Genomic DNA, 22,763 nt, shown 5'->3' on the forward strand with positions numbered 1-22,763 from the left:
GCTGCCGCTTAACTTGGCTTTTCGTTAGTATGACAATCAGGGGGAGTCTCTTATACAGTTATTTGCTATTCCTTAACATTTGCTTAATATTTGTCTACGACAGCACCCAGGGCTGCTCCCCGAATATAGGTTTGCCCATTCAGACTGCTCAGCGAAGCAGGTGTTCCCGTGACAACGACACCCAAGATCCGTATGTTTTCAGCCTTCGGTTCGGAGTTATCTGGACTGAGGTATTTTGATATCCTTTTATATTCACTGTAATAATTGTCTTTCCGTTCGAGTCCATACTGAATAGCACCGATAAAATCTTTCGGTTCCACCTGATCCGTATCCGGTCGGATTCTAAAACCGTAAACGCCAAAGGAAGAGGACAGGGGTCGTGGATAAATCAGTTTGCCAACGCCATCCTTGTGAGGCTCAGAATCAAATCCCTTCGGGTCATCATACGTATCGACCCAATACCATACCGGCTTAATGCCTGCAGGGAGCATGTTCTTCACCTCGTCGAAGGAATAGTCCTTGTTGAACGACAAAGCCAGCTCTGCCAATTTTTCGTTACCCATCTGTGTGATTGCAGGCAGATCGTTGAGGATTTTGCCATTGTAATCGACATCCGGGACGTAATAAGCCATCTCCTTCTGGCCGTTATAGGGGTTATACTGGCGGTGATATTCAAGCTCTTCGTTTTCTTGATAACCCGATCCCTTAACCGTCAAGTTGCTTATTCCACCATAGGCGCCTGTAGCGAAGGGAAACCACCATTCATTGTAATTAAACCATTTCTCCTGCCAGGGAATGGGTACGTTCTCGATTATCTTATAGGTATTGATCTCCAACACGCCCGACAGAAATCCACGGTTATCCTTGAAGCCAGATTCATACTCATTGGGACTGCTGATTGACATATACAGCTGTTCACTGAAATGAGCCTCCCTTGATTGCCGTTCAACAAGCTGTGCAGCGCCGAAAAAAACAACGATTAGTGTAACAATACTTACGATAAATGAAATGCTGATACTACGGAACATGCTTCTCCGTTTAGCCTTTTTTAAGGTCTGTGCCAGTTGCTGATCTTCTTTCTCTTCCCATGGAGCGGTCATTGCTCCTCACCTCCGTAGATTTGTTGAAATTGCTGTCTGGCACGATATAACGATGCTTTTACCGTTCCTTCACTGATGCCCAACAGTGACGAAATTTCCTTATAGGACAGCTCCATCTCATATTTGAGCAGGATCAGCTGCCTGCTCGCCGGCTTCAGCTTGCCGAGAACTCGCTCAATCAATTCTTTCTGTTCCTGCCGAAGCAGCAGTGAATCCGGCTGCTCAGACTCCGAAGCAGCTTGTTCAGCCGCTTCATCCATATACTGAAACCGTTTATGCTTGCGACACATATCATAGTAAGCATTAATCGCCACCTTATAGAGCCATGCGCTAAACTTGCGTTCATCGATTCCCTCAAGGTATAACAACGCCTTGTACAATGTGTCCTGCACGATATCCTCCGCATCAGCGGTGCCAGCGCCTAAACGGATTAAGTATCGCCGAATCTCTGCCATTTTGGATTGAAGCTGCTGCTCCTTGTTGAATGGCCTCATGCTCCACCTCCTTGGCTATATAACGATTGGATCGTTTAAATGTTGTCCCCGCTTCCGCAAATATTTCTGTGCATTCTATTCAACGCAAGAAAACGCAAAAACCCCTTCTCCCGTGGAAACCGTCCAATATTTCCGGGGAAAAGGGGTTATGCTTATTAAGCTTATAGTGAAGTAGACGGGTCTACTCAGACTTCCATAATAATTGGCAGGATCATCGGTCTGCGGCGGGTCTGTTCATATAGGAACCGGCCGAGCGAATCCTTCACGCTGGTCTTCAGTGATGCCCATTCGTTGACTTTCTCGCTCATCAGGCGCTGCAGAGTGCTGGATACAATCCGGTTCGCCTCGTCGAGCAGTCCTTCGGATTCACGAACATAGACAAATCCGCGGGAGATGATGTCCGGTCCGGAGACAATCGCACCATTCTGCTTGCTCAGTGTAACAACCACGACCAGAATTCCGTCCTGGGAGAGCAGCTTACGGTCACGCAACACAATATTGCCGACATCGCCTACACCCAGTCCATCGATCAAGACGTTGCCTGCCGTTACCTTACCGGCTCTGCGGGCGGCTCCGCCTGAAATTTCGATAACCTCACCGATTTCAGTGATGAAGATGTTGCCTGGTTCTACGCCGACAGATTCTGCGAGGATGGCGTGTCTGCGCTGCATACGGTATTCACCGTGAATCGGCAGGAAGAACTTCGGTTTCATCAGGTTGAGCATCAGCTTGAGCTCTTCCTGGCTGCCGTGTCCAGATACGTGAACCCCGGAGTTGGAGCCGCTGTAAATTACATTGGCGCCAAGACGGAACAGCTCATCAATGGTACGGCCGACATATTTCTCGTTGCCTGGTACCGGCGTTGCCGCAATAATAACGGTATCGCCCGGCAGAATATCCACCTTGCGGTGACTGGAGCGTGCCATACGTGTCAGAGCGGACATTGGCTCGCCCTGGCTGCCTGTGCACAGAACCACTACACGGTTGCCCGCCATCCGGTTCATTTCTTCAGTTTCAATAAGCATACCATCCGGCACATTCAGATATCCTAGCTCGGAAGCGATCGATACCACGTTGACCATACTGCGGCCAATAACGGTAATCTTGCGGCCGGTTGATTCGGCAGCATTGACGACCTGCTGGATACGGTGCACGTTGGAAGCAAAGGTAGCTACAACCACACGCTGCTCCGCCTTGCGGAAAATGTCTTCAAGCACAATGCCGACATTCTTCTCGGATGGAGTGAAGCCCGGTTTCTCGGCGTTGGTACTGTCTGACAGCAGGGCAAGTACACCTTTTTGGCCGATTTCAGCCATGCGGTGCAGGTTCGCAAATTGACCGTTGACTGGGGTGTGGTCGAATTTGAAGTCACCTGTGTGCACTACATTGCCTTCTGGTGTCTCAATGCACACGCCGACAGAATCGGGAATGCTGTGATTAGTTCTAAAGAAGGTGGCTGTCAGGTTGCCAAGCTCAATTTCGGAATCTTCATGAATCAGAATCCGCGTGGTATCGCCCAGCAGGTTGGCTTCCTTCAATTTATTCTCTACAAGGCCTAAAGTCAGTCTGGTTCCGTATATGGGAACGTTCAGATTCTTCAGCACATAAGGGAGTCCCCCGATGTGATCCTCGTGCCCGTGGGTAAGCACAATTCCTCTTACCTTGTCACGGTTCTCCGTCAAATAAGAAATATCAGGAATAACAATATCAATACCGAGCATATCCTCTTCTGGGAACTTCAGTCCCGAGTCTACGACTACAATGTCAGCTCCATATTGAATGACATACATGTTTTTCCCGATTTCCCCGACCCCGCCCAATGCGAAAATCGTCAGTTTATCGTTGTTGTTATTATTTTTTTTGGACAAATGAATCTAACCCTCCTATGATGTTGGATGTCATACTTTTATTGGTAAACATTGAACTTCGATAATTTCAGCGGCGCTGAACACATTCTTCAAACAGCTGTTATCTTCCACTAATCAACTAGGAAATTCCGAAAGTCTGTAAAATATTCAATGACAAATCTCCCGATTCCGGGCAGTAATATTGTTATTGAAGCGGATAAACACCCGTCAAAATTCACCGCCGCGCCCCGCGCGCGAAGAGAATCAACAATTCCACAGACTCATCCAGGGACCTATCCTGTCTCACAATGTAAATACATTGACGGAAGATTACCGCATATTTAATTTTAACCGCACCCAGTCACTTAAGGACATTATACATGATTTTTTTGGCAAAAGACAAGTCACTCTGCCTGATAACGATATTCTTTCCGTAAAACGTGGATCGATCCCTCCCAAACCCTCCCTTCCAAGGGAGGGCCCCAAAGGGTTGCACCCTCTGGACTCCTGCAAGTTTGGCGAATGAGTCTGGCGGTACTGTGATTAGGTAGGTGGGAGCGAGGAGCGCTTATCCCTGGGGGACCGCTTGAACGTCGCTGGGCTGGCCTGCGATCCCTGACGGGATGCACGGCCGGGAGTTAAGATCAAAAGCGGGCTGTTCCTGCGGAATGCGCAAAGACCCTAAGGTCAAAAGCGGGCTGTTCCTGCGGAATGCGCACAAAAAAACCGGTGATCACGAAGATCATCCGGTTGTGCCATTCTTTTACTTAGAGACCCTTGCCTGCTCCCAACGCAGTTTGCGCCATTGAAGGAAATAAAGGAAATAATAGTGGTGGAAACTCCCTATAGAACCTCTGAAATGTTGCACTAGAGCTTCCAAAGAAATTAGATGCAAAAATGCATTTAATTTCAGCTGTAATGGGTGTTATTGGGCAAATAAGTGCGAATCTGCAACTATTTTCGAAAAAATTGCTTGTTGAACGCTCCAAATCGGAAATTAGATGCGTATTTGCACTTATTTGCTCCGAAATGGGAAAAATCGCTGAATTAGATGCGTATTCGCACTTAAATTGGCGGCGGCTGGACTATGGTGGTGATCAAACAACCAAACCTTGGCCGCTCCTATCTTATGAAGTCCGCTCCTAACTTGTAACTCAAACTGTGCTGAGCAATCCAGGTTACTTGAAAAGTGCGGCAATAAAAGCCGCCTCTTCCTCCGTAGGCGAGACGAGCGGCAGTCTGACCGAGCCGACATTCAGCCCGCGCAGGTTCAGCGCATATTTGACAGCCGAGGGGTTAGGCAGTGGCTGGGGACATTCAAACAGTCCCTTGAACACAGGGAACAGCTGCCGATGCAAGGCTCCGGCACGCTTGATGTCTCCTGCGGTAAAGCTTGCGATCATCTCCGACATTTGCGCGCCTACCACATGGCTGGCCACGCTGATAATCCCGTGTCCTCCCACCGCCAGTGCGGCAAGCCCAGCCGAGTCATCCCCGGTGTATACACGGAAATCCTGCGGACACGCCGCACAGATCAGTGTGATCTGGTCAACAGAAGCACACTCCTTGGTAGCCACAATGTTAGGGATTTCAGCGAGACGCAGTGTAGTTGTCACGCTCATGCTTACACTGGTGCGGCCGGGAACATTATAGAGAATAACCGGAAGCTTCGTTGCGGCGGCAATGGCTGCGAAATGCTGGAACAGTCCCTCCTGGTTCGGTTTGTTGTAGTAAGGAACGACCAGCAGCACACCGTCCACGCCGATCCTCTCCGCTTCCTGTGTGAGGTGAATCGAATGGCGCGTATTGTTGCTGCCGGTGCCTGCTATGACCTTACAGCGTCCGGCCGCCTGCTTCCGCACGAACGCAAACAGCTGCAGCTTCTCCTCATCGCTTAACGTTGGTGATTCTCCGGTAGTACCGCAGACGACCAGCGCCTCGGACTTCTGCTCTTCAATTAAATAATCCACAAGCTGTGCTGCAGCGTTCCAGTTGATCTCTCCCTCGCCGTCAAACGGGGTAACCATGGCTGTTATTAATCTTCCGAAATCCATTTTGAATTCCTCCTAGTTAGCGGTGTAATTCAAATTTGGCATGCAGGGAGCGCAGCGACTGCACCATATCTTCTTTCTTGACCAGAACCCAGATCGTTGTGTTGGAGTCGGCAGACTGCAGAATCTGGATATTCTGCGAGCTGAGCGCCTCTACAATCCGGGCCATAATGCCGGGAACTCCATTGATACCACCGCCAATAACGGAAACCTTGGCACAGCCGGACAAGCTCCGGGGACGCAGACCCAGCTCCTGGAGTGCGGCAATGGCCTTCTCCGACCGGTCGTCAAACACGGTATAGATCGCTTCCGTAGGCGTCACATTGATGAAATCAACGCTGATGCCGTTGTCGGCCATCGTTTTGAAGATCTGCAGCTGCACACCGGTTCCGTTGCCGTCCGGGCACTCCACAGAGATTTGCGTAATATTGCTCACATAAGCAATCCCGGTGACGAAACGATCGATGATGCCTGCCTGCACATCGCTGAAGCCTTCCGGATTGGTAACAAGGGTCCCTTCGCTCTCGGAAAAGGTTGAACGTACACGCACAGGAATCTGTGCCTGCATCGCAATCTCCACTGCGCGCGGGTGGATAACCTTGGCCCCCTGATAGGCCATATTGCAGATTTCGGTATAGCTGACATAAGTCAGCGGCTTCGCATCTTCAACTATGCGCGGGTCTGCCGTAAGGATACCGTTAACATCGGTATAGATGTCAACCATATCCGCGCGCAGAGCGGCCCCAAGCGCCGTAGCGGAGGTGTCGCTGCCCCCTCTGCCCAGGGTCGTCAAATCACCGGCTTCGGTCTGTCCCTGGAAGCCAGTGACGATAACAACCTTGCCCTCGCGCAGCTCGCGGTGAACCCGCTCAGGACGCACATCGAGAATTCTGGCATTGCCATAGTTGCTGTCTGTCAGAAATCCAGCCTGTGCGCCTGTCAGCACGGTAGAGGAAATGCCTTCACTCTCCAGCAGTCCGCATAAGGTCGTAGCGGAAATAATCTCTCCGCAGCACATCAATAGATCCTTCTCCCGGTCAGGCAGCGCGTTGCCGTTCTGCACTGCCCAATCCAGCAGTGTATCGGTAGCATAGGCTTCACCCCGGCGGCCCATGGCCGAAACTACAATGACCAGGCTGAACCCGCTGGCAAGCTCGCGTTTGACGTGGCGGATCACATGTTCTCTAGACCCCGGTGTGGACAGTGAGGTTCCGCCGAATTTTTGCACCAAAATACCCATTATAATTCCTCCAATATTCTCAAAGCAGACATAAAAACAAGTGCAGACATCCCACTCTGCACAGCCCGGAATCACCAAGCAAGCAGAAACGGCTGCCAGGCCCCTTGAGGCGGCATCCGTTTCTGCCGGAAATTCAATAAATCTATAAAGGATGCCCTAAGCGGAATGAAACCGCTCCACAATCATCGGCTGCAGCTGGTTGCCCTGAAGCGCAGCGTAGCAGGCTTCGGGAATCAGATCCATCCGCGCGACCAGTGAATTGGGTTTGCCCTGCGGGTTGTCTTGGCCAAACGGCACAAAATAAATATGTTTGGCTACCAGAAGCTTCGCAATGTTGGCGGCGTTAAGCCCGAGGCCGTCATTCGTGGAAATGGCCAGCACCAGCGGGCGTCCGTTGCGCATCTGGGATTTGGCTGCCATCAGCACCGGACTGTCGGTCATGGCGTTGGCCAATTTGCTGGTGGTATTGCCCGTGCACGGCGCAATCGTCAGTACGTCCAGCAGCTTGGATGGACCAAGCGGCTCTGCGTCAACAATTGTAGAAATGATATCATTACCTGTTATATCTTTCAACTGTTTTAGCCAATTTTCCGAGGTACCAAAGCGGGTGTCCGTTCCCATCACCGAGGCGGAAACGATCGGCACCACGTTCGCACCGCCATCCATGAAGCGCTGAATCTGCGGCATCACTTCGGCCAAGGTGCAATGCGAGCCGGTTATTGCATAACCTACTGTTTTTCCATGCCAATCCATATTTATTCATCCCCCTTGATTATAGCCTCGTCTGCGATCGACTGCACCAGCGCATTTGCCATAATAATTCCGGCACTCTTAGGGGCAACAATTCCGGGCAGGCCCGGAGCAAGCATCGCCTTGATCCCGCGTTTCTCTGCATAACGGAAATCGCAACCGCCCGGTGCGGAGGCCAGATCGATAATTACACAGTGCGGGTCGATCCGGGAGAGCACCTGTGCAGTGATAATCATATTAGGTATGGTATTGAAGATCAGGTCGGTCTGCGGCACCTGCAACAGCAGTTCCGACGTCATGAACGGCTCCCAGCCCATCTCCTTGGCACGGGCATAATGCTCCTGTCTTCTCACGCCCACCTTCACCCGCGCTCCCAATCCCTGAAGGCTTCTGGCCATTGTGAATCCGGTACGTCCCAGGCCGAGCACCATGGAAGTGGAGCCGTGAATGGTAAAGTCTGTGTTCTGAATCGCCATCACCAGCGCCCCTTCCGCCGTCGGAATGGAATTATAGATAGCTACATCATCACGGTTCAGCAGCTCTATAAGCTGCAAGGAATGTTTGGCGCACTGCTGGCGCAAATAGCTTTTGGCCATGCCTGTATACACCTTGCAGGATGGCGGCAATGCGGCGAAATGCTCCTCCTTCATTTCAAGACGGTCCGTAGACAATAGCGCGTTGATGTTCCCGCTGTCGTCGCAGCCTACCGTAGGCAATACCAGAATATCTGCATGGCCGAGCAGTCCCACCGTTAAAGGTTCCAGGATCACCCCTGGGCTGGGGGCCTCCCACTTGTCGAACCCGGCAGCGCTTACCGCAGCATCCAGTTCCACACATTTTCGAATCACTTCAAGCTGTCTCGCGTCCCCGCCCAGGAACACGATCCTGATGCCAGTAAGCATAGGGTTGACGCTCCTTTCAACATACACTCTCGACTATAGAGCATCTTATGCGGGCGGTTCGGAATGGGTGAACTAAAGCGGCAAGAAGAATGGGCTTCTCCGTCGATCAGGTGAGGCCAGTCCTATCTTCTATTTCAAGCAAAAAACCGCTTGGCCCTTATAGGGCCAAGCGGTTTTTTGTGGTTAAGCCTTTTATTTGCCGGTATGTCCAAAACCTCCGGCACCGCGCTCGGTGTCGGACAGCTGCTCCACCTCAACCAGCGTGACGGCAGGCACGGCCTGGAAGACCATCTGCGCAATCCGCTCATTACGGGCAATCGCAAACGGCTCCTCCCCCAGATTGATCAGCAGCACCTTGATCTCTCCACGGTAATCCGCATCAATCGTTCCGGGTGTGTTGAGGCAGGTAATGCCATGCTTCAACGCCAGCCCGCTGCGCGGACGGATCTGCGCCTCCAGCCCATCCGGCATCGCCAGCGAGATTCCGGTAGGAATCAGCGCCCGCGCTCCCGGAGACAGCACAACGTCGCTCTCCACGGCGGCATAGAGATCATACCCGGAGGCCTGCTCTGACATTTTGCGGGGCAGCTGCACATCTTCTGTTCCGGCAAGTTTGTTAATTTGAACGTAATAAGACAAGATCATCTCTCCTGACATTGGCAATCGCTTTATCGTTTGAGCCTACCATCGCAACGGACAGCGGCTCGGCAAACATGATATCAAGCACCTGATTCAGATCATCCATGGTGACCTGCTGAATCCGGGAAATCATCTCGCCTTGCGAGCTGTGACGGCCAAGCATCAGCTCATTCTTGCCGATCCGGTTCATCCGGCTGCTGGTGCTCTCCAGACTGAGGATCAGACTTCCCTTAAGCTGCTCCTTGCCCTTGCGAAGCTCATCTTCGCTGAGTCCCTTCGCGACCAGATCATGCAGCATCTCCTTGGTCAGCTCCATGACCTCTTTGGTCTGCTTGGGAGCCGTTCCGGCGTAGACCGTGAACAGGCCGCTGTCGGCCTGCGAGCTGTGGTAGGAGAAGACGGAATACGCCAGACCCCGCTTCTCGCGGATCTCTTGGAACATCCGCGAGCTCATGCCTCCGCCAACGGCATTGTTCAGCAGCACCATTGCATATTGCAGCGGGTCGCCGGTACGAATGCCGGGCAGGGACAGGCAGATATGGTTCTGCTCGGTTTTTTTGCGATGAAACAGTAATTCTCCATGATATTCCGGCGCTGTAAGCGCAGCGGATGTGCCATGGTTGGCGAACGATCCAAAATGCTTCTCCAGCAGCTCGACCAGACCTTCACTAATATTGCCGGCCACACTGATGACCGTATTCTCAATCGTATATTGAGCTTTCATATAATTGCGCAGATCATCTGGGGTCATCTCATGCAGGCGTTCCTTGAGGCCAAGGATCGTATAAGCCAACGGGTGATCGCCGTAAGCTGCAGCGCACATCAGATCATGCACCAGATCATCCGGCGTATCCTCGCACATTGAGATTTCTTCCAGAATCACATTTTTCTCTTTCTCCAGCTCTGCAGCTTCCATCCGCGAACGGAAGAACATATCTGCCAGCACATCGACGGCAATCGGAAGATGCTCATCCAGCACTTTGGCATAATAACACGTATATTCCTTGGAGGTGAACGCATTGACGTTCCCGCCTATGGCATCAAACTGCTCAGCAATATCCTTGGCACTGAAGCGGTCCGTTCCTTTGAATAGCATATGTTCCACAAAATGGGAAATTCCGTTGTTCTCCGGCCGTTCATTGCGGGAGCCTGTTTTCACCCAAATGCCGAAGGATACGGATCTTCCCGTTGGAATCTCCTCCATGACGACACGCAAGCCGTTCGATAATTCTATTTTTCTCAAGTTTCAAGTCCCCCTAGCATAGCCGTATCAATTCAAAAATGTAACACGCATGAGTTTTATACTAACAGAAAGCGCCAGCTCACTCAACTCCCGAAGGCATCACGCGCTCCGCCGACAACGTCTGGCTGACTGTTCCCAGCTGCAGTCCCTTGCTCTTGATTCCGTGGATCATCCCCTTCAGCGCCCTGGAGGAAGAGGAAGTTGGATGCATTAGAATTAATGTGCCCGGTTCAGCTTGCGTGGTGATCTTGGCAACGACTGATTCCGGCGAAGGGTTTCGCCAGTCGACCGTGTCGAGGGTCCAGAGCACCGTTCCCAGTCCCAAGCTGTGGGCAATCTCTACAGTTTTTTGGTTGAAGTCACCAGAAGGGGGCGCGAACCATTTGTTCGTTACACCCAGACTCTGCTTCAGCAACTGCTGGGTTCGGGCAATCTCAGCGGTTGCTCTGGCGGTGCTCAGATTACTCATGTTCGGATGGGTATAGGCATGGTTCTCCATTTCATGTCCGCGCCGCAGCATCTCACCAGCGAGCTCGGCATTCTTGTTCAGCCAGCTTCCATCGAGGAAAAAAGTAACCTTCACCTGCTCCTCGTCGAGAATGTCCAGCATGGGAATAATATACTCATTCCCCCAGGCGACATTTATCATCAGCGACACCATCGGCTTCGCCGGATTACCCCGGTACACCGGCTGCGCCCCCAGATCCTTCAGCGATACGGCAGGCGGATGCTGGCGGTAAATATATTGCAGCGGACTGCCGGGCATCAGCATAGCCTTGCGGTAGGTGGCTTCCACATCAATCTCCAGCCCGTTGTAACCCGGAATGGCCTTCCAGACCCGGTCAACCACAGCATCCACCGGCGGCGCATTCAGTCTGGCAGCAGCCTGCTCGATGGTCCCTCGCAGCTCTTCACGGGCCTGCCCGGGGTTCTTTGCCCACACGGCAAGCGCCTGTTGCTCTTTCATCGGCGCCAGCACATCCTTCAGCGGTCCGCTGCTGTATGCTCCTATGACGATGGCGATAACCGCGAGCGCCCAAGCCGCTTTTTCCGTTCTCATAATCGTTCCCCTCCGCAACATACGGTCTTAGGTTGCCGCCCTTGCCCACAGCAAGGACGCCTCGTCCAAGCCTATGCGTTGCCTCGACTAATTATTCATCTCTAGCGCCGAATGGGGAAACAAGTAGAAACGGCTTCGCCGTCCTTTGTATATGAGGCGGCGTCCGTTTCTGCGAGAAATAGAAGGATAATTTATAGCGTGAAACATATAAATTCTTATATTTTTAAAAAAAAGAGCCAGAACGATAATCGCTTCTGTCTCTCTTGAACATGCCCTTTAGCAGACCGGAACCGGGTTCTTAAGCCTTCGCTGTTTCGGAAGTTAATACCGCCTTGCGGGACAGGTTGACACGACCCTGCTGGTCGATTTCAGTAACCTTGACGGTGATGGTATCGCCGATTGCCACAACATCCTCAACCTTGGCTACACGTTCAGTGGACAGCTGGGAGATGTGCACCAATCCGTCTTTGCCGGGAATCAGCTCGACAAATGCGCCAAACTTCTCAATCCGCCGCACGGTACCCACGTAAATTTCGCCGACCTGCACCTCACGCACAATGCCTTCGATAATCGAACGGGCTTTTTGGATCATTTCTTCGTTGGAAGAACCGATGAACACACGGCCGTCCTGCTCGATGTCGATCTTTACGCCGGTTTCTTCGATGATTTTATTGATAATTTTACCACCAGCACCAATAACATCACGGATTTTATCCGGATTGATATTGATGATGATGATTTTGGGAGCATATTTGGACAGGTTCGGTCTAGGCTCGGAGATCACTTCCAGCATTTTACCCAGAATGAACATCCGTCCTTCCTTGGCCTGCTGCAGCGCTTCCTGCAGAATCTCACGGTCAATACCGTTGATCTTGATATCCATCTGGATCGCAGTAACCCCTGCCGCTGTACCTGCTACCTTAAAGTCCATATCGCCGAGGTGATCTTCCATCCCCTGGATATCGGTCAGGATCGATACATGCTCGCCGTCCTTGATCAGACCCATCGCCACACCGGCAACCGGCGCTTTGATTGGCACACCCGCATCCATCATGGCCAGGATACTGGCGCAGATGCTGGCCTGCGAGGTCGAACCGTTGGATTCGATGGCTTCGGATACGAGGCGGATCGTGTACGGGAATTCAGTTTCGCTAGGAATGACTTTGGACAATGCGCGTTCTCCGAGTGCTCCGTGGCCGATCTCGCGACGTCCCGGTGCTCTTAACGGACGCGCTTCCCCTACGCTGAATGGAGGGAAGTTGTAATGGTGCATGAAACGTTTGGTTTCAGCCAGATCAATACCGTCCAGAATCTGAACATCTCCAAGAGCGCCTAGCGTACATACGCTGAGGATCTGTGTTTGTCCGCGTGTGAACAGACCGGAGCCGTGCGTGCGCGGCAGCAGGTTAGTGTCACATTCAATCGGACGAATCTCATCAAGCTTGCGGCCATCCGGACGAATCTTATCGTGGGTGATCAGACGTCTGACTTCTTCCTTCACGATATCATGCAGGACTTCCTTGACATCCTTAAGCAGTTCAGGGGCTTCTATGTATTTCTCTGCGAAATACGCAACCGCCTCATCATTCACAAGGTCAATGGCTTCCTGACGGGCATGTTTCTCGGCAATTTTCACTGCGTCGATCAGACGGGTCGAAGCATAGCCGCGAACCTCCTGGTTCACCTCAGCATCAACAGCATGCAACTTGACTGCCATCTTCTCCTTGCCGGCAAGCTTCACCAGTTCTTCAATGGTAGCAACAATCTTGCGGACCTCATCATGTCCGAACATAATGGCTTCGAGCATAACTTCTTCCGTCACTTCATTGGCTTCCGCTTCCACCATCATAATGGCGTCTTTCGTTCCGGCAACTACGACATGAATTTCGCTGACAGCCTGCTGGGCAATATCAGGGTTGATGATAAACTCGCCATTGATCAGGCCTACTTCAACTCCGCCGATCGGTCCGTTGAAAGGAACATCCGAAATGCTCAGTGCAGCGGAGGTACCGATCATCGCGGCAATTTCAGGTGCGCAGTCTTGATCCACACTCATTACCATATTCAACACCTGTACATCATTACGGAAACCTTCCGGGAACAAAGGACGAATTGGACGGTCAGTCAAGCGGCTGGACAGAATCGCCTTCTCACTGGGTCTGCCTTCACGTTTAATGAATCCGCCGGGGATTTTGCCCACCGAATACAATCTCTCTTCATAATTGACAGTCAGCGGGAAAAAGTCCAGGTCCTTCGGCTCTTTCGAGGCTGTAACCGTACACAATACTGCAGTATCTCCATAACGCACCATAACAGCTGCATTGGCCTGCTTGGCCAAACGGCCGGTTTCCAGCACCAGGCGTCTTCCGCCGAGCTGCATTTCCACACGTTGTTCCATAAAACCCCTCCTTGGTATGATAGATAGTCAACCCGATCTGTATACAACAAGCAAAAACGGCTTGGCCTCTTGGATGAGGAAAAGCAGCCGTTTAGCGAATAATATAATCATCTGTACTTGTAAAGTTATGCCCCAATTTTCAAAAAGCAACCCGGCTGTCCCGCTTGTCGCTCCGAGAAGGACATACGGTGAACAACCAGGCTGCTTTAAGGGTAATCTTATGAGATATTAACGACGCAATCCCAGTCTTTCGATCAGGGCGCTGTAACGTCTAATATCCTTGTTCTTCAGATAAGCCAAAAGTTTACGACGTTGTCCAACCATCTTCAGCAGTCCGCGACGGGAATGATGATCCTTCTTGTGCGTACGCAGGTGGTCAGTCAAATTAACGATGTTCTCCGTTAGGATAGCAACTTGCACCTCAGGGGATCCAGTATCGGATTCGTGAGTTTTGTGCTCGTCGATCAATTGGTGTTTACGTTCTTGAGTCAATGCCATCCTGTTCACCTCCTTCATTATAATCGCCATTAGCCTCGTAACCGTCGGTGAGAACGAGCAACCAAGCTAAGGTTAATATGCTGTCAATCCAGCAACGTTAATCAGTATAGCACCTTCATAGCCAAAAGTAAACGGCTTGTCCGGCCTAGCTTATGAATTAGTTTCCAGCAAGCCTTTGGCCGTTTCAGCATCCGCGCCAATCTGGGCAATCAGCGCCCCAATGGAATCGAATTTACGCTCCGGCCGAATATAAGCTACAAGCTCCACCTTAAGCTCCTGATCATACAGGTCCCCTTCGAAATCAAACAGGTGAACCTCAAAGCTGGGTGCAATCACACCCTCATGAAAGGTAGGTTTCACACCCACATTCATAACGCCGCAGAGTGCCTGATCCTTATAAAAAGCCTTCACGGCATAAACGCCTTTGGCCGGAACCACAAAAGGGTCGTCCAGTCTAAGGTTAGCCGTCGGAAATCCAATCGTCCGGCCGCGCTTCTCGCCGTGCGAAACCGTCCCGCGCAGGTGATAATTACGTCCGAACCAGGAATTGGCCAGCGTGATATTTCCTTGCTGCAGGCTTTTGCGGATACCGGAGCTGCTGACCTTGACGCCATCCAGCAGGAACGGTGGAGCCGTCTCTACCTTCATCACACCTTGCCCCAGCTCACGCAAGGTGTCGGTGTCCCCTTCTCCACGGTAGCCGAAGCGGAAATCGAAGCCCACTACCGCCGTGCTAATCTGCAGCGGCAGCAGCATTCCGGCTACGAAGTTCTGCGGGCTGACACGGGACAGCTGCTCATTGAATTCTATAATGTACAAAATATCGACACCCATATCGAATAGCAGCTCCTGCTTGTCAGGCTGGGGAGTCAAATAACCTTCATAGTCCCCTTTGCCCATAACATCCTTGGGATGGGGATGAAAGGTGATGACTGCAGCCGGCACTTCTTCCTTGCGTGCCAAAGCTACTGCCGAGTGAATCACACTGGCATGTCCACGGTGCAGCCCGTCGAACTGCCCGAGGGCAGCCACCTGCGGCTGCGCCCACTGCGCTGCGGTTTCGGGCGGCATCGGATAGGTTAACGTTACAGTTCTCACGCAGTTTCTCACCTACAATTCACTTGATAAAATTAATCATTCATCAGGCCCCGGAAAAAACCTTGACCGGAGCAATCGCACCTGATTCATCCAGCTCATAGATTCCCAGAAATACGTCCTGGAGATCATATAGCCTGAAATGTCCCGATTGCTTCACTTCCGGCGCTACATAACGCAAGGAAAGACGCTGGCCCTGCAGGGCCGCCTTCTTCTTCTCCTCACTAACAGTATGCTTCGGCAGATGCGCAATGGCTTCATCGGCGGGAATCAGCTGAGCCTCCAGTGTTCCTGCTGTCATATGCTCGGCAATCTGCTCCAGCGTCAGGCAATGGCTGGCCGAAATACCGGCCGACATCGTCCGCTCAAGCTTCACCATCACACCCGGCAGCCCCAGGGCACGGCCGATGTCGACACAAAGCGTACGAATATAGGTGCCTTTGGAGCATAACACACGGAACGATATCTCAGGGTAAGGTCCTTCCCAGACCATGTCCGTCATTTCAATCTCGTAAATCTCCACCTCGCGGCTTTTGCGTTCGACCGTCTTGCCCTCGCGGGCCAGTTCATACAGGCGTTTGCCGTCAACCTTGACTGCGGAATACATCGGTGGGACCTGGGAGATCACTCCCTGGAAGGAATTCAGTACAGCCTGCACCTCTTCACGGCTAACCTGCACCTCTTCCAAAGCTTCGGTAATTGTACCGGTCATATCCTCAGTATCGCTTGACATACCCAGTCTCAGGGTTGCCACATATTCCTTGGGCAGCTCCTGAATATATTCTACCACTCGGGTGGCTTTACCCAAGCATAACGGCAGCACACCGGTCACCTGCGGGTCCAGCGTCCCGGTGTGGCCGATCCGCTTCATGCCAAGAATGCGTCTGGCTTTGGCCACAACATCATGTGAAGTGAACCCTGCCGGCTTGTAGACAGCCAGAACTCCTGTTAGCTCACTCATAAATAACGTCTGACCTCCTCCAGCACCTGCGGAATCACTTCTTCCAGAGCAGCTTCAATCTTGGCTCCGGCAGCGCGTGTATGTCCGCCGCCCCCGAAGGTCTGGGCCAAGGCAGCAACATCCACCTTGCCAGCCGAACGCAGGCTGACCTTCACTGCGCCCGGATGGATTACCTTGAACAGAATGCCTACCTCAACCCCTTGAATATTACGGGGATAATTCACAATGCCTTCAAGGTCTTCATTGGAAGCTCCGCAGGCAATCATATCCTCAGGAGTAACATGGACCCAGGCGACATCCCCTTCAGGAGAGAGCTGCAGGGTACTCAGTGCCCGGTTCAGCACCTTGACCTGTGCCAGCGTCATCTCTTCCAGCAAGGTTTCAGCTAGCTCCGGCCCGTTTACGCCAAGCTTCAGCAGCTCGGACACAGCTGCCATTACTTTAGGGGAGGTATTCGTATAACGAAACCCGCCGGTATCGGTAAGCAGTCCGGTATAAATTGCTGTGGCAATATCGGTGTTCCACTCCAGAGCAAACAGCTGGAGCAGATCAAATAATATCTCTGCGGTTGCAGCGGCATCCGGCTTGATCAGATTAACCGCGCCATAACCGTTATTGGTCGGATGATGGTCAATATTGGCGATCAGCGCATCGGCAGCAAAATAGCGGTGCGTCAATCCTACACGCTGAAAATCGGCACAATCCACACAAATGACATGCTTGAATTCACGGTCCGGTCCGGCCAACGTCATATTCAGAATCTGATCGGCATGCCACAGATACTCCATCCGTTTCGGAATCGGTCCTTCATTCAGCATACAATATTTTTTGCCCAGACATGAGAGAAGCCAGCCCACCGCAAGGGTGGAGCTGACTGCATCTCCGTCCGGCTGAACATGCGACACTACAAGATAATCGTCGTGTTCCAGCAGAAAGTCACGGGTCTGCTGGAGACTTTGTTCATAGCTCTGCATTCGCCGTCTCCTTTATAACGAGATTCACTGCCCTGCAGCTTATCTCTTTTCGCTCTTGCCCAGGTCGCCGAGCAGCTTCTCAATATGGCTGCCGTACGCGACCGATTCATCAAGCTTGAAGATCAGTTCCGGGGTATGGCGAAGGCGGATGGCCTTGCCCAACTCCGAGCGAAGGAAGCCGTTGGCTTTCTCTATCGCTTTAAGCGATCCGCTCTTCTGCTCTTCATCCCCCAAGACACTCAGGTATACCTTGGCCTGCGAAAGATCGTTGGTCACGTCTACGCCGGTTATGGTAACAAACCCGATCCGGGGGTCCTTCAGTTCGCTTTGGATCAGCAGGCTCAGCTCTTTCTTGATCTGCTCGCCTACGCGTCCCGCTCTAATTTTGGACATCTGTATTCACCTCTTTGCTTAGCGCTCTACCGTTTCCATGATGAACGCTTCGATAATGTCGCCTTCTTTGACATCGTTATAGCGTTCCAAAGTAATCCCGCACTCATACCCCTGTGCGACTTCCTTGGCATCATCCTTGAAACGTTTCAGGGTATCAATCTTGCCTTCAAATACAACGATACCGCCACGGATCAAGCGCATTTCAGCATTGCGGGTGATTTTGCCGGAAGTAACCATACATCCTGCAATAGTACCCACCTTGCTGATTGTGAAGACGTTGCGCACTTCAGCATGGCCGATAATGCTTTCTTTGAAGATCGGATCAAGCATGCCCTTCATCGCACTTTCGATTTCTTCAATTACGTTGTAAATAACGTTGTGCAGGCGAACATCAACCTTCTCCTGATCAGCCGCTGCTTTGGTCTGTGCATCCGGACGAACGTTAAAGCCGATAACAATCGCGTTAGACGCTGCTGCCAAGGCAATATCGGACTCCGTAATGGCACCGGCACCGCTGTGAAGAATCTTCACGCGTACGCCTTCGACTTCAATTTTGGCCAAGGAACCTTTCAGCGCCTCGATAGAACCTTGAACGTCACCTTTGATGATTACATTCAGGTCTTTAATCTCGCCATCCTTGATATGCTTGAACAGATCATCCAGTGTTACACGGGTGTTCGTGTTCAGCTCGGATACACGCTGGGTGGTCGAACGTCTATCGGCAATGGCACGGGCTTTACGCTCGTCTTCAAAAGCCATAAACGGATCGCCTGCCTGCGGCACCTCAGTCAGGCCGGTAATTTCAACTGGTGTTGAAGGTCCCGCTTCCTTGAGACGGCGTCCCTTGTCGTTCACCATGGCGCGGACACGTCCGAAGCAGTTACCCGCTACAAAGGCATCGCCCACTTTCAGTGTACCGTGCTGTACGAGAATCCGGGCAACCGGGCCGCGGCTCTTATCAAGCTCGGCTTCAATAACCGTTCCGCGTGCCCGTTTGTCCGGGTTCGCTTTATATTCGTTCACTTCGGCAACCAGCAGAATCATCTCCAGCAATTCTTCGAGGTTTATGCGCTGTTTGGCGGACAGATTAACGAAAATGGTGTCGCCACCCCACTCTTCGGGAACCAGTTCGTAACCAGTAAGCTCCTGCTTCACCTTATCAGGATCAGCGCCTTCCTTGTCAATCTTGTTGACAGCTACGATAATTGGCAGTCCAGCAGCTTTGGCATGGTTGATCGCTTCCACTGTCTGTGGCATTACACCGTCATCGGCAGCTACGACAATAATGGTCATATCCGTAACCTGTGCTCCGCGAGCACGCATAGCGGTAAACGCTTCGTGACCCGGGGTATCCAGGAAAGTGATTTTCTTATGGTTGATCTCTACCTGGTAAGCACCGATGTGCTGCGTAATTCCGCCGGCTTCGCCGCCGCTTACATTGGTGGAGCGAATGGCATCAAGCAATGTTGTTTTACCATGATCGACGTGACCCATGATGGTAACAACCGGAGGACGACTCTGAAGCTCTTCATCCGTATCATTTTCTTCCACGGTTTCGAAGCTGTCTTCGTCGACCGGAATCTTCACTTCTACTTCTACGCCGAACTCGCCGGCAAGCAGCAGGATGGTGTCGATATCCAGTTCCTGGTTGATCGTGGCCATTACGCCCATGGAGATCAACTTCTTGATCACTTCCGAAGCATCCTTGTGCAGCAGTTTTGCCGTTTCACCAACGGTCATGCTGCCGCGCACGATAATCTTCTTCGGTGTGTTGTCAATCTTCTCGCGGCGTTCCATCTGCTGGTTTTTGCCACGGCCGTTTTTGCCGCCGCGTCCACGGTAATTACCGCCTTTGCCATCGTCAAAACGTCGTTGGCCCGTGCCGGGTCTGCCCCCGCCGCCAGTAGTGTTCTTCTTCGGTCCACCCTTGTCGCCGCCACGGGAGAAATCTCCGCCAGTGCCGCCTTGACCTGTACGTGGTGCTCCGCCTTGTCCTTGCGGACGGCTGCCGGGACTGCTGCCCTGCGGACGTGCGCCTGCTGTGCCGCTGCCCTGTGGACGAGTACCGCCAGTGCTGCTGCCCTGTGGACGTGCGCCTGCTGTGCTGCTGCCCTGTGGACGAGTACCGCCAGTGCTGCTGCCCTGTGGACGTGCGCCTGTAGTGCTGCTGCCCTGTGGACGAGTGCCGCCGGTGCTGCTGCCTTGTGGACGTGTGCCGCCAGTGCTGCTGCCTTGCGGACGAGTGCCGCCGGTGCTGCTGCCTTGCGGACGGTTGCCGCCAGTACTGCTGCCTTGTGGACGGTTGCCACCGGTGCTGCTGCCTTGTGGGCGTGGTGAAGATGTCGAGCTTGTTCTTGGCGCTCCGCTTTGCTGCGGACGCGAATTTTGCGTAGTACCTGATTGTGCTGAGCGGGAATCTTGTCCGCTTTGGGGCCTTGGGGACGTCGTCGATTGGTTGTTGTTTTGGTTACTGTTCATACCTACCTGCTTTTCCGGTTGATTTTTGTTGGCATTCTGAGCGCTTGCGGGTTCGGCGGTTACCGCGCCGGCTGCTGCCGGACGGCTGCTGGTGCCCGTATCCCGCTTCGCTGCAGCGTTTGATTTGACATCCTTGAAGAACTGCTCTACTTTGTTCACGGAACCATTCTCCATGACACTCATATGATTGTTCACAGGCACATCCAGACGCTTCAGAATTGTAATGATCTCTTTACTGCTCATGTTCAATGACTTCGCGTACTCATAAACGCGTAGTTTATCTTTATTATCTTCTTTAGTCAATAACTCCACCTCCGACAGTATCTCCAAGCACTCTGGAGATCATTTCCGCGAATCCTTTATCCGTAACGGCCAGCACAACGCGCTGATCCTTACCAATACTTGCACCGAGGCTGTCCCGGTGAAATGCGATTACTAGTGGAATATCGTAGGTTCCGCATTTATCACGGAACTTTTTTTGGGTATTATCTGAAGCGTCACCTGCCAGAACGACCAGCTTCGCCTCTGAAGACCGCACTGCCTTAAGTACAGCCTCATCGCCGGTGACAATCTTGCCTGCTCTCATCGCAAGCCCTAAATAAGAAAGTGCCTTACTCATTGTCCTCACTATCCTTCGCTGCCAAAAACTGTTCCTCCACGGAAACAAAGTCCCGGGCCAGCTGGGCATAGATTTCAGGACTCACCTGACATTTAAGTGCTCTGTCAAATGCTTTGGTCTTTTGTGCCAGCTTGAAATACTCCAGCTTGCCGCAGATATATGCGCCGCGCCCGGACTTCTTGCCTGTCAGGTCGATAAGCACTTCACCCTCGGGGGTTCTGACCACACGGATCAGCTCCTTCTTGGGCATCATCTCCTGACTGGCGACGCATTTGCGCAGCGGCACCTTACGTTGCTTCATCTTAAACCTCCCGCCTTAACAGGATAATTAGTCAATAGAGACGGAATCCTGATGCATTTCATCAATGGAAGTGCGCGGTCTGCCGTATTCCTGCTCCGCCTGGGTTTCGCTCTTGATGTCGATCTTCCAGCCGGTAAGTTTGGCGGCGAGGCGCGCATTCTGTCCCTTGATCCCAATGGCCAGCGACAGCTGGTAATCAGGAACAATGACCCGGGCCATCTTCTCGGCTTCAAACACCTGAACCTCAAGCACCTTCGACGGGCTGAGTGCATTGGCCACATATTCCTGCACAAGCTCGGAATAACGGACAATGTCAATCTTCTCGCCGCGCAGCTCGGTAACAATGGTCTGAACACGCGTGCCTCTCGGACCCACACACGAGCCGACCGGGTCTACTTCAGGATTGCGTGAGTACACAGCAATCTTGGAGCGGAAGCCGGCTTCGCGGGCTACGGAGCGGATCTCAACGACCCCGTCGAAGATCTCGGGAACCTCAAGCTCGAACAGACGCTTCAGCAGACCGGGATGACTGCGGGACAACATGATCTGCGGCCCTTTGGTCGTATTCTCCACCTTGGTGATATAAGCCTTGATGCGCTCGCTCTGCTTGAACTTCTCACCCGGCATCAGCTCGCTCAGCGGCAGAACCGCTTCGATTTTGCCAAGGTCGATGTAAATGTTCCGCATATCCTGACGCTGTACAAGCCCTGTAACGATATCATCTTCCTTGTCGATAAACGCGTTATAGATAAGTCCGCGCTCAGCCTCGCGAATGCGCTGGGTAACGACCTGCTTCGCCGTCTGGGCGGCAATACGCCCGAAATCACGCGGCGTCACTTCAAGCTCGGCGATATCCTCCAGCTGAAAATGCGGGTTGATCTCCCTGGCGGAAGGAAGCGAGATCTCGGTCCGGATATCAAGAACCTCTTCCACGATGAGCTTGCGGGCATAAACCTTGATAACACCGGTGTTGCGGTTCATGTCTACCCGCACGTTCTGTGCAGCATTGAAATTGCGTTTATAGCTGGAGATCAGCGCAGCTTCAATGGCTTCAAACAGCACATCCTTGCTGATGCCTTTCTCCCTTTCCAGTTCATTCATAGCATCAATAAACTCCATACTCATGAAATTCCGGTCCCCCTTTCAGTACATTAAAAAATAATGGCCAATCTCGCACTGGCGACTCTGGCATACGGTACCACATGTTGTTTCTTGCCCGCGGAGATGAGCAGCTCCTCATTCTCGAACGAGAGCAAACGGCCTTCGAATTCCTTCATTCCCTGGATCGGCTCATAAACAGTCACGTATACATCCTTGCCTACCGCCTTCGCCACATCTGCAGCTTTCTTCAGCGGACGTTCCGCTCCCGGCGAGGAGACCTCAAGGAAATAGGCCTCGGGTATAGGATCGTTGTCGTCCAGCAATTGACTGAAATATTCGCTGATGCTTCCGCAGTCATCAATATCGATGCCGCCTTCCTTATCTACGAATATGCGCAGAAACCAATTGGAGCCTTCCTTTACGTATTCGACGTCCACCAGTTCGAAACCATGGTCGCCCAGATAGGGCCCCAGCATCTGCTCTACTGTTTCTTTAATTTTGGATTTGGGTGTGCTCAAAAGAAAATAACCTCCACGAACTTGTCTTTTGCTATATACCAAAGATAAAGAGTGGGTTTCCCCACTCTTTACACAACGGACTTATCTCATTATTACCAAAA

General features: G+C 52.2%; 20 protein-coding genes and 1 pseudogene. All 21 read right to left on the bottom strand.

Features of this window, described 5'->3' with window-relative positions; all coding sequences use genetic code 11:
* Positions 1-83: 83 nt before the first annotated feature.
* Positions 84-1,100 carry an anti sigma factor C-terminal domain-containing protein gene (locus B9T62_RS16180; protein WP_087916205.1) on the bottom strand — a complete coding sequence of 339 codons (1,017 nt, stop codon included), beginning with the start codon at positions 1,098-1,100 and terminating at the stop codon, positions 84-86.
* The gene (locus tag B9T62_RS16185) at positions 1,097-1,594 is read right to left on the bottom strand and encodes an RNA polymerase sigma factor (RefSeq protein ID WP_087916206.1); all 498 of its coding nucleotides are present in this window, start codon (positions 1,592-1,594) and stop codon (positions 1,097-1,099) included. The genes B9T62_RS16180 and B9T62_RS16185 overlap by 4 nt, the downstream gene beginning before the upstream one ends.
* Positions 1,595-1,779: 185 nt before the next feature.
* Positions 1,780-3,462 (bottom strand): ribonuclease J, encoded by a 1,683-nt coding sequence (locus B9T62_RS16190; protein ID WP_087916207.1) that lies wholly within the window; start codon positions 3,460-3,462, stop codon positions 1,780-1,782.
* 1,157 nt (positions 3,463-4,619) lie between these two features.
* Positions 4,620-5,495, bottom strand: coding sequence for a 4-hydroxy-tetrahydrodipicolinate synthase (gene dapA, locus B9T62_RS16195; protein ID WP_087916208.1), 876 nt, complete (start codon positions 5,493-5,495; stop codon positions 4,620-4,622).
* Positions 5,496-5,511: 16 nt separating this feature from the next.
* The gene (gene dapG / locus B9T62_RS16200) at positions 5,512-6,732 is read right to left on the bottom strand and encodes an aspartate kinase (protein ID WP_087916209.1); all 1,221 of its coding nucleotides are present in this window, start codon (positions 6,730-6,732) and stop codon (positions 5,512-5,514) included.
* Between the two features lie 156 nt (positions 6,733-6,888).
* Positions 6,889-7,485 carry a dipicolinate synthase subunit B gene (locus tag B9T62_RS16205; RefSeq protein ID WP_087916210.1) on the bottom strand — a complete coding sequence of 199 codons (597 nt, stop codon included), beginning with the start codon at positions 7,483-7,485 and terminating at the stop codon, positions 6,889-6,891.
* A 2-nt stretch (positions 7,486-7,487) separates the two neighbouring features.
* Positions 7,488-8,384: a dipicolinate synthase subunit DpsA gene (dpsA, locus tag B9T62_RS16210; RefSeq protein ID WP_087916211.1), complete on the bottom strand. Its 897-nt coding sequence runs from the start codon at positions 8,382-8,384 to the stop codon at positions 7,488-7,490.
* Positions 8,385-8,576: 192 nt separating this feature from the next.
* The gene (gene dut / locus B9T62_RS16215; protein WP_211296465.1) at positions 8,577-9,023 is read right to left on the bottom strand and encodes a dUTP diphosphatase; all 447 of its coding nucleotides are present in this window, start codon (positions 9,021-9,023) and stop codon (positions 8,577-8,579) included.
* A complete protein-coding gene (locus B9T62_RS16220; protein WP_425436689.1) occupies positions 9,001-10,227 on the bottom strand; it encodes a M16 family metallopeptidase in 1,227 nt (408 codons plus the stop codon). Before B9T62_RS16220 ends, dut begins: the two co-directional genes overlap by 23 nt.
* 118 nt (positions 10,228-10,345) lie before the next feature.
* Entirely contained in the window at positions 10,346-11,326 is a 981-nt protein-coding gene (locus B9T62_RS16225) for a polysaccharide deacetylase family protein (RefSeq protein WP_087916214.1), read from the bottom strand.
* 298 nt (positions 11,327-11,624) lie between these two features.
* Positions 11,625-13,724 carry a polyribonucleotide nucleotidyltransferase gene (gene pnp / locus B9T62_RS16230; protein ID WP_087916215.1) on the bottom strand — a complete coding sequence of 700 codons (2,100 nt, stop codon included), beginning with the start codon at positions 13,722-13,724 and terminating at the stop codon, positions 11,625-11,627.
* 228 nt (positions 13,725-13,952) lie between these two features.
* Complete coding sequence (gene rpsO / locus B9T62_RS16235) at positions 13,953-14,222, bottom strand: 30S ribosomal protein S15 (protein WP_036656390.1); 270 nt, start codon at positions 14,220-14,222, stop codon at positions 13,953-13,955.
* 150 nt (positions 14,223-14,372) lie between these two features.
* On the bottom strand, positions 14,373-15,320 hold the full coding sequence (locus B9T62_RS16240) for a bifunctional riboflavin kinase/FAD synthetase (RefSeq protein ID WP_087916216.1): 948 nt from the start codon (positions 15,318-15,320) through the stop codon (positions 14,373-14,375).
* Positions 15,321-15,363: 43 nt separating this feature from the next.
* The gene (gene truB, locus B9T62_RS16245) at positions 15,364-16,278 is read right to left on the bottom strand and encodes a tRNA pseudouridine(55) synthase TruB (RefSeq protein WP_087916217.1); all 915 of its coding nucleotides are present in this window, start codon (positions 16,276-16,278) and stop codon (positions 15,364-15,366) included.
* Positions 16,275-17,252 carry a DHH family phosphoesterase gene (locus B9T62_RS16250; protein WP_087916218.1) on the bottom strand — a complete coding sequence of 326 codons (978 nt, stop codon included), beginning with the start codon at positions 17,250-17,252 and terminating at the stop codon, positions 16,275-16,277. The genes truB and B9T62_RS16250 overlap by 4 nt, the downstream gene beginning before the upstream one ends.
* 39 nt (positions 17,253-17,291) lie before the next feature.
* Positions 17,292-17,645, bottom strand: coding sequence for a 30S ribosome-binding factor RbfA (rbfA, locus tag B9T62_RS16255; RefSeq protein WP_087916219.1), 354 nt, complete (start codon positions 17,643-17,645; stop codon positions 17,292-17,294).
* Between the two features lie 18 nt (positions 17,646-17,663).
* Positions 17,664-20,366 (bottom strand): translation initiation factor IF-2, encoded by a 2,703-nt coding sequence (gene infB / locus B9T62_RS16260; RefSeq protein WP_425436690.1) that lies wholly within the window; start codon positions 20,364-20,366, stop codon positions 17,664-17,666.
* 57 nt (positions 20,367-20,423) lie between these two features.
* Positions 20,424-20,742 (bottom strand): annotated as a pseudogene (locus B9T62_RS40005) (YlxQ family RNA-binding protein); the annotation flags it as partial.
* The gene (gene rnpM, locus B9T62_RS16265) at positions 20,735-21,043 is read right to left on the bottom strand and encodes an RNase P modulator RnpM (RefSeq protein ID WP_087916220.1); all 309 of its coding nucleotides are present in this window, start codon (positions 21,041-21,043) and stop codon (positions 20,735-20,737) included. The pseudogene B9T62_RS40005 and the gene rnpM, both read right to left, overlap by 8 nt.
* A 27-nt stretch (positions 21,044-21,070) precedes the next feature.
* Positions 21,071-22,168: a transcription termination factor NusA gene (gene nusA, locus B9T62_RS16270; RefSeq protein ID WP_087916221.1), complete on the bottom strand. Its 1,098-nt coding sequence runs from the start codon at positions 22,166-22,168 to the stop codon at positions 21,071-21,073.
* Between the two features lie 26 nt (positions 22,169-22,194).
* Positions 22,195-22,662, bottom strand: coding sequence for a ribosome maturation factor RimP (gene rimP / locus B9T62_RS16275; RefSeq protein WP_087916222.1), 468 nt, complete (start codon positions 22,660-22,662; stop codon positions 22,195-22,197).
* Between the last annotated feature and the right edge of the window lie 101 nt (positions 22,663-22,763).

This window comes from Paenibacillus donghaensis, assembly GCF_002192415.1.
Taxonomy (GTDB): Bacteria; Bacillota; Bacilli; order Paenibacillales; family Paenibacillaceae; genus Paenibacillus_AQ; species Paenibacillus_AQ donghaensis.

What these genes read in the sequence shown, in the direction of transcription:
- B9T62_RS16180 (WP_087916205.1), bottom strand. Translation starts at nt 1,100, where the DNA reads ATGACCGCTCCATGGGAAGAGAAAGAAGATCAGCAACTGGCACAGACC.
- B9T62_RS16185 (WP_087916206.1), bottom strand. Translation starts at nt 1,594, where the DNA reads ATGAGGCCATTCAACAAGGAGCAGCAGCTTCAATCCAAAATGGCAGAG.
- dapA (WP_087916208.1), bottom strand. Translation starts at nt 5,495, where the DNA reads ATGGATTTCGGAAGATTAATAACAGCCATGGTTACCCCGTTTGACGGC.
- dapG (WP_087916209.1), bottom strand. Translation starts at nt 6,732, where the DNA reads ATGGGTATTTTGGTGCAAAAATTCGGCGGAACCTCACTGTCCACACCG.
- B9T62_RS16205 (WP_087916210.1), bottom strand. Translation starts at nt 7,485, where the DNA reads ATGGATTGGCATGGAAAAACAGTAGGTTATGCAATAACCGGCTCGCAT.
- dpsA (WP_087916211.1), bottom strand. Translation starts at nt 8,384, where the DNA reads ATGCTTACTGGCATCAGGATCGTGTTCCTGGGCGGGGACGCGAGACAG.
- B9T62_RS16220 (WP_425436689.1), bottom strand. Translation starts at nt 10,227, where the DNA reads ATGGAGGAGATTCCAACGGGAAGATCCGTATCCTTCGGCATTTGGGTG.
- B9T62_RS16225 (WP_087916214.1), bottom strand. Translation starts at nt 11,326, where the DNA reads ATGAGAACGGAAAAAGCGGCTTGGGCGCTCGCGGTTATCGCCATCGTC.
- pnp (WP_087916215.1), bottom strand. Translation starts at nt 13,724, where the DNA reads ATGGAACAACGTGTGGAAATGCAGCTCGGCGGAAGACGCCTGGTGCTG.
- rpsO (WP_036656390.1), bottom strand. Translation starts at nt 14,222, where the DNA reads ATGGCATTGACTCAAGAACGTAAACACCAATTGATCGACGAGCACAAA.
- truB (WP_087916217.1), bottom strand. Translation starts at nt 16,278, where the DNA reads ATGAGTGAGCTAACAGGAGTTCTGGCTGTCTACAAGCCGGCAGGGTTC.
- B9T62_RS16250 (WP_087916218.1), bottom strand. Translation starts at nt 17,252, where the DNA reads ATGCAGAGCTATGAACAAAGTCTCCAGCAGACCCGTGACTTTCTGCTG.
- rbfA (WP_087916219.1), bottom strand. Translation starts at nt 17,645, where the DNA reads ATGTCCAAAATTAGAGCGGGACGCGTAGGCGAGCAGATCAAGAAAGAG.
- infB (WP_425436690.1), bottom strand. Translation starts at nt 20,366, where the DNA reads ATGAGCAGTAAAGAGATCATTACAATTCTGAAGCGTCTGGATGTGCCT.
- rnpM (WP_087916220.1), bottom strand. Translation starts at nt 21,043, where the DNA reads ATGAAGCAACGTAAGGTGCCGCTGCGCAAATGCGTCGCCAGTCAGGAG.
- nusA (WP_087916221.1), bottom strand. Translation starts at nt 22,168, where the DNA reads ATGAGTATGGAGTTTATTGATGCTATGAATGAACTGGAAAGGGAGAAA.